Annotated in this window: 13 protein-coding genes; 12 read left to right on the forward strand and 1 reads right to left on the reverse strand. The window is 72.0% G+C overall.

Going from position 1 to position 16,205, the window contains the following annotated elements; translation table 11 throughout:
- Positions 1–176: 176 nt before the first annotated feature.
- From BM236_RS13815 to BM236_RS13860, 10 genes are all read left to right on the forward strand, one after another.
- On the forward strand, positions 177–977 hold the full coding sequence (locus BM236_RS13815; protein ID WP_091124844.1) for an ABC transporter ATP-binding protein: 801 nt from the start codon (positions 177–179) through the stop codon (positions 975–977).
- The gene (locus tag BM236_RS13820) at positions 977–1,681 is read left to right on the forward strand and encodes an ABC transporter ATP-binding protein (protein ID WP_091124847.1); all 705 of its coding nucleotides are present in this window, start codon (positions 977–979) and stop codon (positions 1,679–1,681) included. Before BM236_RS13815 ends, BM236_RS13820 begins: the two co-directional genes overlap by 1 nt.
- A gap of 10 nt (positions 1,682–1,691) precedes the next feature.
- Positions 1,692–2,570 carry a branched-chain amino acid ABC transporter permease gene (locus BM236_RS13825; RefSeq protein WP_091124849.1) on the forward strand — a complete coding sequence of 293 codons (879 nt, stop codon included), beginning with the start codon at positions 1,692–1,694 and terminating at the stop codon, positions 2,568–2,570.
- A complete protein-coding gene (locus tag BM236_RS13830) occupies positions 2,571–3,620 on the forward strand; it encodes a branched-chain amino acid ABC transporter permease (RefSeq protein WP_217645341.1) in 1,050 nt (349 codons plus the stop codon). It abuts the gene before it with no gap.
- Positions 3,621–3,698: 78 nt separating this feature from the next.
- On the forward strand, positions 3,699–5,009 hold the full coding sequence (locus BM236_RS13835) for an ABC transporter substrate-binding protein (protein ID WP_091124851.1): 1,311 nt from the start codon (positions 3,699–3,701) through the stop codon (positions 5,007–5,009).
- A gap of 72 nt (positions 5,010–5,081) precedes the next feature.
- The gene (locus BM236_RS13840) at positions 5,082–5,864 is read left to right on the forward strand and encodes a serine hydrolase (RefSeq protein ID WP_091124854.1); all 783 of its coding nucleotides are present in this window, start codon (positions 5,082–5,084) and stop codon (positions 5,862–5,864) included.
- Positions 5,858–6,964 (forward strand): dipeptide epimerase, encoded by a 1,107-nt coding sequence (locus tag BM236_RS13845; RefSeq protein ID WP_091125033.1) that lies wholly within the window; start codon positions 5,858–5,860, stop codon positions 6,962–6,964. The genes BM236_RS13840 and BM236_RS13845 overlap by 7 nt, the downstream gene beginning before the upstream one ends.
- Before the next feature lie 54 nt (positions 6,965–7,018).
- On the forward strand, positions 7,019–8,758 hold the full coding sequence (locus BM236_RS13850) for a glycerol-3-phosphate dehydrogenase/oxidase (protein WP_175507690.1): 1,740 nt from the start codon (positions 7,019–7,021) through the stop codon (positions 8,756–8,758).
- A gap of 92 nt (positions 8,759–8,850) precedes the next feature.
- Positions 8,851–10,467 carry a succinic semialdehyde dehydrogenase gene (locus tag BM236_RS13855; RefSeq protein WP_091124856.1) on the forward strand — a complete coding sequence of 539 codons (1,617 nt, stop codon included), beginning with the start codon at positions 8,851–8,853 and terminating at the stop codon, positions 10,465–10,467.
- Positions 10,468–10,534: 67 nt separating this feature from the next.
- Positions 10,535–12,298 (forward strand): GMC oxidoreductase, encoded by a 1,764-nt coding sequence (locus tag BM236_RS13860; RefSeq protein WP_091124858.1) that lies wholly within the window; start codon positions 10,535–10,537, stop codon positions 12,296–12,298.
- 401 nt (positions 12,299–12,699) lie between these two features.
- Here the strand turns inward: BM236_RS13860 and BM236_RS13865 are convergent, their stop codons facing one another.
- A complete protein-coding gene (locus BM236_RS13865; RefSeq protein WP_091124860.1) occupies positions 12,700–13,452 on the reverse strand; it encodes a ZIP family metal transporter in 753 nt (250 codons plus the stop codon).
- Positions 13,453–13,581: 129 nt separating this feature from the next.
- Between BM236_RS13865 and guaA the strand changes: the two genes are divergently transcribed.
- Complete coding sequence (gene guaA, locus BM236_RS13870) at positions 13,582–15,156, forward strand: glutamine-hydrolyzing GMP synthase (RefSeq protein WP_091124862.1); 1,575 nt, start codon at positions 13,582–13,584, stop codon at positions 15,154–15,156.
- A 37-nt stretch (positions 15,157–15,193) separates the two neighbouring features.
- Complete coding sequence (locus BM236_RS13875) at positions 15,194–16,141, forward strand: hypothetical protein (RefSeq protein ID WP_091124865.1); 948 nt, start codon at positions 15,194–15,196, stop codon at positions 16,139–16,141.
- The last annotated feature ends 64 nt before the right edge of the window (positions 16,142–16,205 follow it).

Consider the following 16,205-nt stretch of genomic DNA (forward strand, 5'->3'; position numbering starts at 1 on the left):
CGACACTTGCACGCGGCGCACAGCCCTGCCAAGGCGTCCCGGCGTGTTCCCCGTGCAGTTCGGGCGCTGCGCCCCAACAGGTTTGGGCGCTGCGCCCATGTCGGCCACTGTGCGGAGCGACCAAGGTGAGCCCGGAGTGGTGGACAGCCACCCCCCGAGCAGAGGGACGAGGTGCGATGGCGCAGCCGGTCTCGACCAAAGCCGCAGAGCCGTTGTTCGCAGCCCGCGGCGTCTCCGTCCGCTTCGGCGGCGTGCAGGCGCTGTCCCAGGTGTCCCTCGAGGTGGCGCCCCACGAGGTCCTCGGCGTCATCGGCCCCAACGGCGCCGGCAAGACGACGCTCTTCAACGTGCTGTGCGGGTTCGCCGTGCCGGACGAGGGGGAGCTGGCCTGGGAGGGCCGCCCGCTCGGCCGGGTCCGGCCGTCCCAGCTGGCCGGGCTGGGCATGGCCCGCACCCTGCAGGGCCTCGGCCTCTTCGACCGGATGACGGTGCTCGAGAACGTCATGGTCGGTGCCGACCACCACGCCCGGGCCGGCTTCTGGACGGGCCTGTTCGGTCTCGGCCACCGCGACGAGGCCCGGCTCGTGGAGCGGTCCCGCGCGGTGCTCGCCAGGCTAGGCGTCGAGGACTACGCCGAGCGGATGCCCGGCGGCCTGCCCTACGGCGTGCGCAAGAAGGTCGCGCTGGCCCGTGCCCTCGTCAGCGAGCCGCGGCTGCTGCTGCTCGACGAGCCGGCCAGCGGCCTGTCGCCCCACGAGATGGAGGAGCTCGGCGGCGTCGTGCGCGACCTCACCGCCACCACCGCGACGCTGCTCGTCGAGCACCACATGGACCTGGTGATGAGCGTGTGCGATCACGTCACTGTGCTCGACTTCGGCCGGGTCATCGCCAGCGGGACGCCGGCGCAGGTTCAGGACGACCCGGCGGTCACCGCCGCCTACCTCGGCACGCCCGTCGCCGACGGCGAGGTGAGCTGATGCTCGCCGTCCACGACCTCACCACCACCTACGGCGCCGTCACGGCGCTCGACGGCGTCAGCCTGGAGGCGCCGGCCGGTCAGGTCACCGCCGTCCTCGGCGCCAACGGCGCGGGCAAGACCACTCTGCTGCGCACGGTGTCCGGGCTGGTCCGGGCGCAGCGCGGCGCGGTCAGCCTCGAGGGCACCGACATCACCCGGCTCCCGGCCGAGCGGATGACCGGCCTCGGCATCGCACACGTCCCCGAGGGGCGCGGCGTGATCGCGGAGCTCACCGTCGCGGAGAACCTCCGCCTCGGCGGCCTCCACCGGAGGCAGGGGAGCGAGCCGGAGCGTCTCGAGCGGGTCTACGAGCTCTTCCCCGTGCTCGGCGACCGCAGCAACGCGCTGGCGCACGTGCTGTCCGGCGGCGAGCGGCAGATGCTGGTCATCGGCCGTGCGCTGATGGCCCGGCCCCGGGTGCTGCTCCTCGACGAGCCGTCGCTCGGGCTGGCGCCCCGGGTGGTGGCGCAGATCTTCGCGCTGCTGCGCACCCTCGTCGAGCGCGACGGCCTCACCGTGCTGCTGGTCGAGCAGAACGCCACCAGCGCCCTGTCCATCGCTGACCGCGGCGTCGTGCTCGGCCTCGGCCGGGTCGTCGCGACCGAGCCCGCCGAGCGCCTGGCGGCGGACGAGAAGCTCCGCCACGCCTACCTGGGATTCTGAGGAGGGCACCGTGCAACAGTTCATGACCACGCTGCTGGGGGGCCTCACGCTCGGCGCCGTCTACGCGTCCTTCGCGCTGGCGCTCTGCCTGATCTGGCGCTCGACCCGCGTGGTGAACTTCGCGCAGGCGCCGATGGCGATGGTGACGACGTACGTCGGCCTGGAGGTCATCGAGGCGACCGGCTCCTACTGGCTCGGCTTCGCCGTCGCGCTGGCGGCCGGCTTCGTGCTCGGTGCCCTCGTCGAGCGGCTCCTCGTCCGCCACGTCGAGGGGGCCGGCGACCTCAACATCGTCATCTTGACGCTCGGGCTCTTCGTGGCGCTGCACGGGCTGGCCGCGCTCGTCTTCGGCTCCGACTACCGCTCGTTCCCCGCGCCCTTCGGCCTGAAGGGGCTGCACGTCGGCGGCCACAACGTGGCGATCACGCCCTTCGGCGTCTTCACGATCGTCGCGGTGGGCATCGTGCTGGTGCTCCTCGTGCTGCTCTTCCGCTCCACCGACGTCGGCCTGCGGATGCGGGCCGCCGCGTTCAGCCCCGAGGTCGCCCGGCTCCTCGGCGTCCGGGTCGGCGCGATGCTCACGCTCGGCTGGGCGCTCGCCGCCGTGGTCGGCTCGCTCGCCGGTCTCCTCATCGCCGGCGGCAACCTGGTCTTCCCCCAATACATGGACTCGGTCGTCGTCTACGGCTTCGTCGCCGCGGTGCTCGGAGGGCTGGACAGCCCGGTCGGGTCGGTCGTCGGCGGCCTGATCCTCGGCCTGGTCCTCAGCTTCGTCAGCGGGTACGTCGCCGGCGACCTCGTCCCGGTGACCGCGCTCATCGTCCTGGTCGGCGTCCTGCTGGTCAGGCCCGGCGGTCTCTTCTCCCACGTCGCCGAGCGGAGGGTCTGAGTGTCCACTCTCGCCGTGCGGTCGGCCGCCCTGTGGCGGGTTCCGCTGCTGCGCCACGTCGTCCTCGGCCTGGTCGGGCTGACCGTGATGCTCTTCGTGCTCGGCTCGCTCAGCCCGTTCCGCGACGCCCAGCTCGCGACCATGGCCTACCTCGCCATCGCCGCGGGCGGGCTGACCGTGCTGACCGGCTTCAGCGGTCAGCTCTCCCTCGGCCACGGGGCCTTCCTGGCCGTCGGCGCCTACACCACCGCCGTGCTGCTGGAGGACGGTGACCCGCCCTTCCCGCTGGTCGGCGTCATGGTCGCCGCCGTGGTGGTCACCGTGGCCGTCGGCGCGGTCGTCGGCATCGCCGCCGCCCGGCTGCATGGCCCCTACGTCGCGGGGGCGACCCTCGCCCTGGCCGTCGCCGTCCCCTCCCTGGCCCGTTACCTCGACGGGCTCGGCCAGGAGCAGGGGCTGCACGTCCGGGTCCCCGACGTGCCGACGTGGTTCGACGACACCGTCTGGATGATCACGGGGGCCGACGTCGACCCGACCAGCTACGTCGCCTACCTGGGCTGGACGGCGCTGGTGGTCACCTACGTCCTGCTCGCCAACCTGATGCGCAGCCGGGTCGGACGCACCTGGCGGGCACTGAGCAACGACGACGTCGCCGCTGAGATCGCCGGGGTCCGGCTGGGCCGGGCGCGGGTGCTCGCCTTCGTGGTCAGCACGGCCGCCGCCGGCCTGGCCGGCTCGCTGATGGCGATGGCGGTGCGGGTGACCTCGCCCAGCGGCTTCTCCGTCGACCTGTCGGTCACCCTCCTGAGCGCCATCGTGCTCGGCGGCCTGGGCACGCTCAGCGGCGCGCTCATCGGCTCGGCCCTCCTCACGTTCCTGCCCCAGGCAGTCACCAGCTGGGGCACCTCGGCCGGTCTCTCCGACGTCCGCGCCGCCGAGCTCGCCCCCGTCGCCTACGGGCTGATCATGATCGCGGTCGTCCTGCTCGCCCCCGCCGGGATCGTGGGCAGTCTCCGCCGGGTCTGGTGGCGCCGACGAGGCATCGCATGAGCCGTCCGCGCCGTACCCCCAGACGCACCCCAGTCGCACCCACGCCCGCACCGGGCAGATGACGAGAAGGAGACAACGATGAGGAGATACAGGAGGCTCGGCGCCGTCCTGCTGGTCGCCGCGCTCGCGACGTCCGCCTGCGGCCGCGACCCCGACAAGCGCGACAGCGACAAGAAGGCGGGGGACACCACCGGCGTCACCGACACGTCGATCAAGGTCGGCGGCACGTTCCCGCTGACGGGCGTCGCGGCGCCCGGCTACAGCGAGATCCCGAAGGGCATCAAGGCCTACTTCGACTACGTCAACGCCCAGGGCGGGGTGCACGGCCGCAAGATCCAGTGGACCGTCAAGGACGACGGCTACAACCCCACCCAGACGAGCGCGGTCACCAACGAGCTGGTGCTCAAGGACAAAGTCTTCGCGATGCTCGGCTCGCTGGGCACTCCCACCCACGAGGCGGTCGTCGACTTCCTCAACGACAACAAGGTGCCCGACATCTTCGTCTCCAGCGGCTCGGTCGCCTGGGGCGACGACCCCGACAAGTACCCCTGGACCTTCGGCTGGCAGACCGACTACGAGTCCGAGGGCAAGGTGATCGGGCAGTACATCGCCGACAACATGCCCGACGCCAAGATCGGCCTCTTCCTGCAGGACGACGACTTCGGGGCCAGCGGCGAGGCGGGGCTGCGCAAGTACGTCGACAAGCAGATCGTCGAGGTGCAGAAGTACACCCCGGGCGGCACCGACGTCACGCCGCAGGTCGCCGCGCTCAAGGCGTCGGGCGCCGACCTGGTGGTGGGCTTCAACGTGCCGTCGTACACGGCGCTGACCCAGCTCGTCTCGCTCAAGGTCGGCTACAAGCCGCAGTGGTTCTACAGCAACGTCGGCTCCGACCCGACCCTCGTCGGGGCACTGCTCGCCAACTTCTCCAAGGGCGCGGTCAGCAACGGCGCCAGTCTCCTCGACGGCGTGATGTCGACGGCGTACCTGCCGGGCGTGGACCAGCCCGACAACCCGTGGGTCACGCTCTACCAGAAGGTCTGGGACGCCAACGGCGAGGGCGGTCCGCTGACCAACTACCTGGTCTACGGCATGTCGGAGGCCTACACGTTCGTGCAGGCGCTGCAGGCGGCCGGTCAGGACCTCACCCGCGAGGGCCTGGTCGACGCGCTCGCCTCGGACGGCGGCGACTTCAAGGGGCCGACCTACGGTCCGTTCCGCTACTCCGACGACAGCCACCTCGGCACCTCCGGCTTCCAGGTCGTGAAGCTCGCCGGTGGTGCCACCCAGCCGCTCACCGATGTGCTGACCACCGACATCGGCGACGCCGACATCGAGAAGTACGACGGCGAGCCGGCCACCCCGCCGAGCAACGGCATCCCGAAGTAGCCGCACGCCGACCCCGGTGCGGACAGGAGGCCGTGGCGCTCGGCGCCACGGCCTCCTGACTAGGGTGACCGCGTGATCGATCTGGGCGTGGGGCCGCTGGTCTCGGTGTGGCTCGCCGACCTCGACGGCACTGTGCGGCAGGCGCAGAACGTCAACCACCAGCACTACGCCGCGAGCCTGGTGAAGCTGCCGATCGCGCTGGCGGCCTACCGCATGCACGATCGCGGCGAGCTGGACCTGGACGCCGTCGTGCCGGTCCACCCGGACTTCGCCTCGGCGGTCGAGGGCGAGCGGTTCGAGATGCATGAGGCCTACGACCAGGACCCGGAGACCTGGGCGGCCGACACGGTGCCGCTGCGAGAGCTCGTCGCCCGCTCGCTGGCCCGCTCCGGCAACCTCGCGGCCAACCTCGTCCTCGAGCAGGTCGGCCCGGCAGAGGTGGCCGCCGTGCTCGCCGACGCGGGGTGCTCGCCGATGACGGAGGTCGGCCGGGCCATCGAGGACGCGCCGGCCGAGGAGGCCGGCCTGACCAACCTGATGACCGCCCACGACGCCGGCCGCCTGCTCGCGGGCATCGCGGAGCGCACCCTCGCCTCCGCAGCCGCCTGCCAGGAGGTCGAGCAGGTCCTGACCCGTCAGCGGCACCGCGACGGCATCCCGCTCGGCCTGCCCGAGGGGACGGCGGTCGCCAACAAGACCGGCTGGGTCGACGGCGTCCGCCACGACATCGCGCTGGTCCGGCCCGACGACCGGCCCGGCTTCGTCCTCGCCATCCTCACCAGTGGGCTCGACGACGACGAGGCGGAGTGGCGCATCAGCGAGCTGGCGCGGTTCCTGTGGCAGTCCGCGTGGTAGCGCCCGTCGTCTCGCTCGAGACCGAGGTCGTCCGCGTGCCGCTGCACACGCCGTTCGTCACCGCCCTGCGCCGCACCGAGCACGCCGAGACGCTGGTGCTGCGGCTGACCGACGCCGACGGCGTGACCGGTTGGGGCGAGGCGCCGCAGGTGTGGCGGGTCACCGGCGACTCCCTCGCCGGGTCGCAGGCGTGCCTGGAGGGCCCGTTGCGCGACGTGCTCCTGGGCGCCACCGGGCTCACCGCGGCCGTCGGCGCGGTCCAGCGTGCGGTCGTCGGCAATGCGGCGGCCAGGTCGGCCGCCGACGTCGCCCTCCACGACCTCGCGGCGCGACAGGCCGGCCTCACCCTCGCCGCCCACCTCGCGGCGTACGCCGGCGCGGAGCCGGACCGCGGCGAGGTGCTGACCGACATGACCCTGTCGGCCGGCACCGCCGACGTGCTGGCCGAGGCCGCGCGGGCCCGCGTGGCCGACGGCTTCGGCACGCTCAAGCTCAAGGTCGGCGCCGACCCGGCCGGGGACGCTGCGCGGGTCCGGTCCGTGCGCGAGGCGGTCGGGCCAGGCGTCGTGCTGCGGCTCGACGCCAACCAGGGCTGGGACGCCCATCAGGCCGTGCGCATCCTCGACGAGATCCGCGACCTCGGCGTCGAGCTGGTCGAGCAGCCGGTGCCGCGCCGCGACCTCCTCGGCCTCGCCCACGTCCGGACCCACGCCCGCGAGGTCGGCGTCCCCCTGCTGGCCGACGAGTCGGTCTTCGACCTCGACGACCTCGTCGAGGTGGTCCGGCACCGGGCGGCCGACCTGGTCAACGTCAAGCTGGCCAAGTGCGGCGGCCTGACGCCCGCCCTCGAGCTCATCCGGGTCGCGAGGCACCACGACCTCGGCGTCGTCATCGGCTGCATGATGGAGAGCCACCTCGGCGTCGGCGCCGCCGCGGCGCTCGCACAGGCCACCGGGCTGGCCGGCGCCGGTCATGTGCACGACCTCGACGCCGGCTGGTGGGTGACCGGCTCGCCGTACGTCGGCGGCGTGTCCTACGACCGCGACCGGATCGTCCTGCCGGACGCCCCGGGCCTCGGGATCACCGGCCCGGCCGGCTGAGCCGGCGCCCGCCGAGGCGGACCTGCCGGCCCCGGTGCCTGACAGACTGGCGGCATGACCCAGCCCGGAGCGCTCAGCCCTGCGGCCCGTGAGGCTGCGATCACGGCGATGACCCGAGCCGGTGTTGAGGGCGAGCTGGACGTCCTGGTCGTGGGCGGCGGTGTGGTCGGGGCCGGCGTGGCGTTGGACGCGGTGACCCGCGGCCTGTCGACGGGCCTGCTGGAGCAGCGCGACCTGGCGTCGGGCACGTCCTCGCGGAGCTCGAAGCTGATCCACGGCGGGCTGCGCTACCTGGAGATGATGGACTTCGCGCTGGTGCGTGAGGCGCTGACCGAGCGCGGCCTGCTGCTGACCCGGCTGGCGCCGCACCTGGTCCGGCCCGTGTCGTTCCTCTACCCGCTGACCCACAAGGGGTGGGAGCGCCCGTACGTCGGGGCGGGGCTCGCGCTCTACGACGGGATGGCGGCTGTCGGCGGTCTGGCGCAGGGTGGCGGGATGGGGCTGCCCCGACACCGGCACCTGACCCGCAAGGGCGTCGCGCGGATCGCGCCGGACTTCCGGTCCGAGACGGTGACCGGGGCGATCAAGTACTACGACTGCCAGGTCGATGACGCACGGCTCGTGGTGACGATCGCCCGCACCGCCGCGCGGCACGGCGCGCAGGTCGCGACCCGGGTGCGGGTGACCGGGTTCCTGCGCGAGGGGGATCGGGTCGTGGGCGTCACGGCCCGCGATCTCGAGCAGGGCCGGGACCTCGAGATCCGTGCCCGGGTGGTGGTCAACGCGGCCGGGGTGTGGACCGACGAGATCCAGGAGATGGTCGGCGGTCGCGGCGCGCTGCACGTGCAGGCGTCGAAGGGCGTCCACCTCGTCGTACCCCGCGACCGGATCCGCAGCGACTCCGGGTTCATCGTGCGCACCGAGAAGTCGGTCCTCTTCGTGATCCCCTGGGGCCGGCACTGGATCATCGGGACCACCGACACCGACTGGAACCTCGACAAGGCGCACCCAGCCGCGTCGCGGACCGACATCGACTACATCCTCGCCCACGTCAACGCGATCCTGCGGGAGCCGCTGGACCACGACGACGTCGAGGGCGTGTACGCCGGCCTGCGGCCGCTGCTCAAGGGGGAGTCCGAGCCGACGTCGAAGATCAGCCGCGAGCACACGGTGGTCACCCCGGTGCTGGGGCTGGTCATGATCGCGGGCGGGAAGCTGACGACCTACCGGGTGATGGCCAAGGACGCCGTGGACGCCGCCGGTCACTCGCTGCGCACCACGTCGAACCTCAGCCTGCGCGAGTCGATCACCGACAAGGTGCGCCTGCTGGGTGCCGACGGCTTCGAGACCCGGTCCAACCAGCGGGTCCTCCTGGCCCGGCGCTCGGGGCTGCACGTGGCGCGCATCGACCACCTGCTCGGCCGGTACGGCGGCCTGGTCGACGACATCCTCGACCTGGTCACCGCCCGCCCCGACCTCGGCGTGCCGCTGGCGGGTGCCGAGGACTACCTGGCCGCCGAGGTCGTCTATGGGGTCACGCACGAGGGCGCCCGTCACCTCGACGACCTGCTCACCCGGCGGACCCGGATCTCGATCGAGACCTTCGACCGCGGCGTCTCGTCCGCTCCCGTCGTCGCCCGGCTGATGGCCGGCGAGCTGGGCTGGACCGACGAGACCGTGTCCGAGGAGGTCGACCACTACCGTCGCCGCGTCGAGGCGGAGCGCCAGTCGCAGCTGATGGTGACCGACCAGGAGGCCGACGAGGCCCGCATCCAGGTCACCGACCTCCTCTGACCCCGCCCGGCCGGATGAGCGCGACACGATGTGACAGATATTTCCTACCAACGGGTAGCAACTGAGACGCCCGTCTCATACGCTCAGGTCACATGAGCGCCCCCAACTCCGAGAACCACCCGCTCGTCGACGGTCCGCTCGATCCGGAGCACGACGCAGGTGCGTCGTACGTCCTGGAGCCCGGGGACGTCGCCGCGCTGACCGGCCGCCTGGTCGCCACCTCGGGGGAGGCCCACGAGGTCCGCTCGCCGATCGACGGCGCGCCGCTGGCGCACATCCCGCAGTCGAGCGAGGCGGACGTCGTCGAGGCGTTCGCGCGGGCCCGTCGCGCGCAGGCGGAGTGGGCGACCACGACGTACGGGCACCGGCAGCGGCTGCTGCTGCGGTTGCACGACCTCGTCCTCGACCGGCAGGACGAGATCATCGACCTCATCGTGCTCGAGTCCGGCAAGGCGCGGAAGCACGCCTTCGACGAGCCGCTCCACATCGCGCTCACCGCCCGCTACTACGGCCGCACGCTCGCCGACCACCTCGCGAGCGAGCGCAAGCCCGGCGTGCTGCCCGGCCTGACCCGGGTCGACGTCAACCACGTCCCGAAGGGCGTCGTCGGCGTGATCTCGCCGTGGAACTACCCCTTCACGATGGCGCTCTGCGACGGCCTCGCCGCGCTCGCGGCGGGCAACGCCGTCGTCGCCAAGCCCGACGCGCAGACGATGCTGAGCGGGCTGTTCGCCGCGCAGCTGCTCGAGGAGGCCGGCTTCCCGAAGGACCTCTGGCAGGTCGTCGCCGGGCCCGGATCGCGGGTCGGCACGAGCATCATCGGATGCGCCGACTACATCTGCTTCACCGGCTCGACCGCGACCGGCAAGCTCGTCGCGAAGGGCTGCGCCGAACGACTGATCGGCTGCTCGCTGGAGCTGGGCGGCAAGAACCCGATGCTGGTGCTGGCCGACGCCGACATCGAGAAGGCCGCCGAGGGCGCCGTGCGGGCAGCCTTCTCCAACGGCGGCCAGCTCTGCGTCTCGATCGAGCGGATGTACGTCGCCGACGCGATCTACGACCGGTTCGTCGAGCGCTTCGTCTCGCGGGTGCAGGCGATGTCGCTCGGCGCGGGCCTGTCGTGGGACATCGACATGGGCACGCTCGTCAGCGCCGCCCAGGTCGAGACGGCCCAGAAGCACGTCGACGACGCGGTCGCCAAGGGCGCTCGGCTGCTGACCGGCGGCAGGGCCAGGCCCGACCTGGCGCCGTACTTCTTCGAGCCCACGGTGCTCGAGGGCGTGACCTCCGACATGACCTGCTTCGGCAACGAGACGTTCGGGCCGGTCGTCAGCCTCTACCGCTTCGGCGACGAGGCGGAGGCGATCGCGCGTGCCAACGAGGGCGACTACGGCCTCAACGCCTCGATCTACAGCCGTGACGGCGCGCGCGCCCGGGCGGTCGCGCGGCAGGTCAAGGCCGGCACGGTCAACGTCAACGAGGCGTTCAGCGCGACGTTCGCGAGCCTGGCCGCGCCGATGGGCGGCATGCGCTCCTCCGGCATGGGCCGGCGGCAGGGCCGCGAGGGCCTCCTGCGTTACACCGAGACCCAGTCGGTCGCGACCCAGCGGGTCGTCCCGATCGCGCCGTCGTTCGGCATGTCGGACCGCGCCTATGCCAAGACGATGACGCTCGGCCTGCGCCTGCTCAAGAAGCTGGGCCGCGCATGAACACCCCACTCGATTCTTCGCTCCTCCGCTTCGCTCCCCCGCGAACAATCGAGCGGGGGCCCCGCTGATGCACTACGACGTCCTCGTCATCGGCTCGGGCTTCGGTGGCTCCGTCAGCGCGCTGCGCCTGACCGAGAAGGGATACCGGGTCGGCGTCCTCGAGGCGGGCGCGCGGATGGACGACAGCGACTTCGCCGACACCTCGTGGGACCTGAAGCGCTTCCTCTTCAACCCCGCGCTCGGCTGCTACGGCATCCAGCGCATCGACATGGTCCGCGACTGCCTCATCCTCGCCGGGGCCGGCGTCGGCGGCGGCTCGCTCGTCTACGCCAACACCCTCTATGAGCCGCTCGACCCGTTCTACGCCGACCCGTCCTGGTCGCACATCACCGACTGGAAGGCGGAGCTCGCGCCCTACTACGACCAGGCCAAGCGGATGCTCGGCGTGGTCGAGAACCCGTTCGTCACCCCGGCCGACAAGGTGATGCAGCAGGTCGCCGAGGAGATGGGCGTCGGCGACACCTACCACCAGGCGCCGGTCGGCGTGTTCTTCGGTCAGGAGGGCGTCGCGCCCGGCACCCCCGTGGCCGACCCCTACTTCGGTGGTGTCGGCCCGAGCCGCAACACCTGCCTGCAGTGTGGGGAGTGCATGGTCGGCTGCCGGCACAACGCCAAGAACACGCTGGTCAAGAACTACCTCTACCTCGCCGAGCAGAACGGCGCCGAGGTCCACCCGCTCACCACGGTGACTCGGGTGATCCCGCGCAGGGGCGGCGGCTACGAGGTGCACGCGCGCTGGACCAAGGCCAAGCTCAGCCGGCTCTCCCGGAGCGGGAGGGCGACCAAGGTCTTCACCGCCGACCAGGTCGTCTTCAGCGCCGCCGCGATCGGCACCCAGAAGCTGCTCCACAAGCTCCGGAGCACCGGCGACCTGTCGGCCATCTCCGAACGGCTCGGCGAGCGCACCCGCACCAACTCCGAGGCGATCCTGGGTGCCATCGCACCCGACCTGAGCGTCGACTACACCGAGGGCGTCGCGATCACCTCGTCGATCCACCCGGACCCGACGACGCACTTCGAGCCGGTCCGCTACGGCAAGGGCTCCAACGCCATGTCGCTGCTCCAGACAGTCCTCACCGACGGCGGGCCCGGCCGCAAGAAGCGGTGGCTCAAGGAGCTGTGGACGCAGCGGGCCAACATCACCAAGCTCTACGACTTCAAGCACTGGTCGGAGCGGATGGTCGTGCTCCTGGTCATGCAGGCGCTCGACAACTCGATCACGACCTTCCCCAAGAAGACGCCGTTGGGCTGGCGGCTCTCCTCCAAGCAGGGGCACGGCCAGCCGAACCCGTCGTGGATCCCGGCGGCCAACGAGGGCGCGCGCCGGATGGCCGCGGTGATGTCCAACGAGTCGGGGGAGGGATACGCCGGCGGCACCGTCGGAGAGCCCTTCGACGTCCCGATGACGGCGCACTTCATCGGCGGCTGCGCGATCGGCGACTCGCCCGAGAGCGGCGTGATCGACCCCTATCAGCGTCTCTACGGGTACGACGGCCTGCACGTCGTCGACGGGTCGGCGATCTCCGCCAACCTCGGCGTGAACCCGTCGCTGACGATCACCGCGCAGGCCGAGCGGGCGATGGCCTTCTGGCCGAACAAGGGGCAGTCCGACCCGCGGCCGCGGCTCGGGTCGGCGTACGTGCCCGTGGCGCCGGTCCAGCCGCTGCGCCCCGCCGTCCCGGAGGCTGCTCCCGGGGCGCTGCGACTGCCGATCGTCGGTGTCTCGGGAGGCCGCCCGACGCGGCGCGGAAAAGATTCCGAGATTTCTTGAGGACCGGCGTAACCGGGCCCGACGGGTCTCGTTGGAAGGTCGGACCCGGGACTTGCTCCCTCCCTTAGATTTCCGGGTCTTCCGCCCGCGCTCAGTGCGGACGACCAGGGCCCGGCCACCCTCCCTCCCCGGCCGGGCCCTGGTGCACTCTCAGCAGTCGTCGGCTTCGCGAGGAACGAGCGAAGGCGACGAGTGCGGCGAGACCAGAGGATCGACCCCGACACCGGTCTCAGGCTCAGTGGCGAGGAGCTGCGGGGACGAGCGTCGGCCGAGCTGGTCGACCGGATCCCGAAGGGCACGCTGATCCCGGCTGCCGGCCCCACCACACCTACGCCGACCACCCCGACCACAGCGTCGAACGGCTACGCCCCGGCCGCATCCGCCTCCACCGGCGATGCTGATCAGCCCGCCCGTGAGATGGCGAAGGACGTGAGGAAACCGAGCGTGGCCAGCAGGCCGGCGTACATGTGCGTCCGCTCGAAGGCCTCGGGGATCATCGTGTCGGCGATCATGGTGAGGATCGCGCCGGCCGCGATGGCGGTGATGACCGCGATGGTCCCGTCCGAGGCGCCGTCCAGGAGCAGGCAGCCGAGCAGTCCGGCGGTGCCGCTGGCGACGGCGATACCGATCCACACGCCGAAGACGTAGCCCGGGCCACGGCCGTTGCCCTTCATGCCGGCGGAGCTGGAGAGGCCCTCGGGCAGGTTCGAGATGAAGATCGCGGCCAGCACGGGTACGCCGACGCCCCCACCGCCCAGCAGGGAGAGCCCGAGCACCACCGACTCGGGGATGCCGTCGAGCAGGGCTCCGATGGCGATGGCCGCCCCGCTACCGCCCTGCTCGGTCTCCGACGGCTGCTCGTCGCCCGAGCGCTTCCGGTGGCGGGCGCCGTGCTTCGCGAGCACGAGGTTGGCCGCGAGGTAGACGACCGCGCCGGCGAGGAAGCCGATCACTGTCGGGAGGAGCCCGCCCGTCCGCTCGGCCTCGTCGACCAGGTCGAACGAGAGCGCGGAGATCAGCACGCCGGCACCGAAGGCCATGATGGAGGCCACGACCTTGCGGGGGACGTGCGCCCACCACGCCACGGCGGCGCCGAGGACGAGCGCACCGCCCGCCAACAGCCCCCACAGTCCTGCCTGGATCCAGACGGGCATGCCCCTCCTCCTGATCGCGAGTCTCACGGAGCCGGCCGCAGCCGGCTCCGATGCCGGTATCGCCGGACCGACCGTTTCACGCCTGTGACGATCACGGTGACCCGCGCCGGCGCCGATAGACTCGCGGGCATGACGGACACGCCCGAGCATGACCTCGTCCTCGTCGTCGACTTCGGGGCGCAGTACGCCCAGCTGATCGCCCGGCGCGTACGCGAGGCGCGGGTCTACTCCGAGATCGTGCCGCACTCGATGCCCGTCGCCGAGATGCTCGCCAGGCAGCCCAAGGCGATCATCTTGTCGGGCGGCCCTTCGTCGGTCTACGAGCCCGGAGCGCCGGCGATCGACAACGGCATCTTCCAGGCCGGAACGCCCGTCTTCGGCATGTGCTACGGCTTCCAGCTGATGGCCCAGGGCCTTGGTGGCACGGTTGCCGCGACCGGTGCCCGGGAGTACGGCCGCACCCCCGTCACGGTCGGTCACGCCGGCACCCTGCTCGGCGGCGTCCCGACCCAGCACAACGTCTGGATGTCCCACGGCGACTCGGTCACCGCCGCACCCGAGGGCTTCGAGGTCCTCGCGTCCACGGACACCACCCCCGTCGCGGCCTTCGAGAACGTCGGCGCGGGCATGGCCGGCGTCCAGTGGCACCCCGAGGTGCTCCACTCCGAGCACGGGCAGCGCGTCCTGGAGCACTTCCTCTGGGACATCGCCGGCTGCCGCCAGACCTGGACGATCGGCAACATCGCCGACGAGCAGATCGAGCGGATCCGCGAGCAGATCGGCGAGGACGGCCGGGCGATCTGCGGCCTCTCCGGCGGCGTCGACTCCGCGGTCGCTGCCGCGATCGTGCAGAAGGCCATCGGTGACCGCCTCACCTGCGTGTACGTCGACCACGGGCTCATGCGCAAGGACGAGACCGAGCAGATCGAGCGCGACTTCGTGGCCGCCACGGGCACCCGTCTGGTCGTGGTCGACGCGGAGAAGCAGTTCCTCGACGCGCTCGCCGGGGTGACCGACCCCGAGACCAAGCGCAAGATCATCGGCCGCGAGTTCATCCGCACCTTCGAGGCCGCCGAGGCCGACATCATCAAGTCGGCCCCGGAGGGCTCGACGGTGAAGTTCCTCGTCCAGGGCACGCTCTACCCCGACGTCGTCGAGTCCGGCGGGGGAGCGGGCACGTCGAACATCAAGTCCCACCACAACGTCGGCGGCCTGCCGGAGGACCTCGAGTTCGAGCTGGTCGAGCCGCTGCGCACCCTCTTCAAGGACGAGGTGCGGCTGGTCGGCGAGCAGCTCGGCCTGCCGCCCGAGATCGTCTGGCGCCACCCGTTCCCGGGTCCCGGCCTCGGCATCCGGATCATCGGCGAGGTCACCAGGGAGCGGCTCGACATCCTGCGCGAGGCTGACGCGATCGCCCGCGCCGAGCTCACCCGTGCGGGTCTGGACCGCGACATCTGGCAGTTCCCGGTCGTCCTGCTGGCCGACGTACGCTCCGTCGGCGTGCAGGGCGACGGCCGCACCTACGGCCACCCCGTGGTCCTGCGGCCGGTGACCTCCGAGGACGCGATGACCGCGGACTGGGCACGGCTGCCCTACGACGTCCTCGAGCGGATCTCCACCCGCATCACCAACGAGGTGCGCGAGGTCAACCGCGTCACCGTCGACATCACGAGCAAGCCGCCGGGCACCATCGAGTGGGAGTGATCCCGGCCTTCTGGACCGGGCTGTCACCATGGGGCCCGTGACGTCGGACGAGGACTTCGAGCTCCTGGCCATCGGCCTTCGCGCGCAGGCACGGACGGCGGCCGATCTGGCGGCTCTCGCGCTGCGCCCCGAGTCGGAGGTGCAGGAGGGCCTGCGGGCCCTCGCCGAGGCGGGCTATGTCTCGCTCGCCGGGGACGATCTCGTGTGGGCGCCTCCGGTGCAGGCCGTCGCCGCCGATGTACGCCGTCAGGCGACCGAGCTCGTGGACCAGCTCTCCGTCCTCGCGGACCGGCTGGCGCGCACCGCCGACCACGGCCCGGGCCTGGCCGAGTCGAGCAGCTGGTCGGGCAGCGCCCTGGAGGTGGAGCTCTTCCACGGGGAGAGCGCGGTGACCGACCTGTGGCACCACCTGATCAAGCGCACACCGCTGCGCCGGACGGACGTGATGCTGCCCGACGCGTCGCCGCTCGCGGTCCCCGACCTGGAGATGCAGCGGGTCTGGCACCAGGTGATCAACCAACCGGGCAACCGGGCGCGGGTGCTCGCGAGCGTCACGGACATCGGCAGCGCCGGCCTCGCCGAGCGACTGGCCCAGGAGCTCGCGGCCGGGCTCCAGGTGCGGATGCGCGCCGACCTGCCGTCCTGGTTCTGGGTGGCGGACGGCGAGGTGGTCGCGCTGCCGCTGGTGTGGGGCGAGCGCTGGCCCACGTCTGTGATGGCGGTGCGGAACGCCGCGATGGCGGGCGTCGCGGGCTGGGTCTTCGAGCAGCTCTGGCACCGGGGCGTCGACCCCCTCACCGACACCGCCTCGTGGGACCCGCTCCTCCGCCTGATGTCGACCGGCTCGACGCTCGAGGCGTCGGCGCACGCCCTGGGGATCTCCGATCGCACCGGCCGCCGTCGGATCTCCGACGCGATGGATTACTACGGGGTCGCGTCCCAGCTGGCGCTCGGAGTGGCGTGGGGCGCCAGCCGCAGGCGGTAGCGCCGGACCGACCCCGAGCACGCACGAAGGGCCCGGCACCCCATGGGAGCCGGACCCTTCCTGC

Source organism: Nocardioides terrae (assembly GCF_900112345.1).
GTDB classification, from domain to species: domain Bacteria; phylum Actinomycetota; class Actinomycetes; order Propionibacteriales; family Nocardioidaceae; genus Nocardioides; species Nocardioides terrae.

Excerpts from the sequence above, each read along its gene's own strand:
- BM236_RS13835 (WP_091124851.1), top strand. The coding sequence starts at position 3,699 with ATGAGGAGATACAGGAGGCTCGGCGCCGTCCTGCTGGTCGCCGCGCTC.
- BM236_RS13855 (WP_091124856.1), top strand. The coding sequence starts at position 8,851 with ATGAGCGCCCCCAACTCCGAGAACCACCCGCTCGTCGACGGTCCGCTC.
- BM236_RS13860 (WP_091124858.1), top strand. The coding sequence starts at position 10,535 with ATGCACTACGACGTCCTCGTCATCGGCTCGGGCTTCGGTGGCTCCGTC.
- BM236_RS13815 (WP_091124844.1), top strand. The coding sequence starts at position 177 with ATGGCGCAGCCGGTCTCGACCAAAGCCGCAGAGCCGTTGTTCGCAGCC.
- guaA (WP_091124862.1), top strand. The coding sequence starts at position 13,582 with ATGACGGACACGCCCGAGCATGACCTCGTCCTCGTCGTCGACTTCGGG.
- BM236_RS13850 (WP_175507690.1), top strand. The coding sequence starts at position 7,019 with ATGACCCAGCCCGGAGCGCTCAGCCCTGCGGCCCGTGAGGCTGCGATC.
- BM236_RS13820 (WP_091124847.1), top strand. The coding sequence starts at position 977 with ATGCTCGCCGTCCACGACCTCACCACCACCTACGGCGCCGTCACGGCG.
- BM236_RS13865 (WP_091124860.1), bottom strand. The coding sequence starts at position 13,452 with ATGCCCGTCTGGATCCAGGCAGGACTGTGGGGGCTGTTGGCGGGCGGT.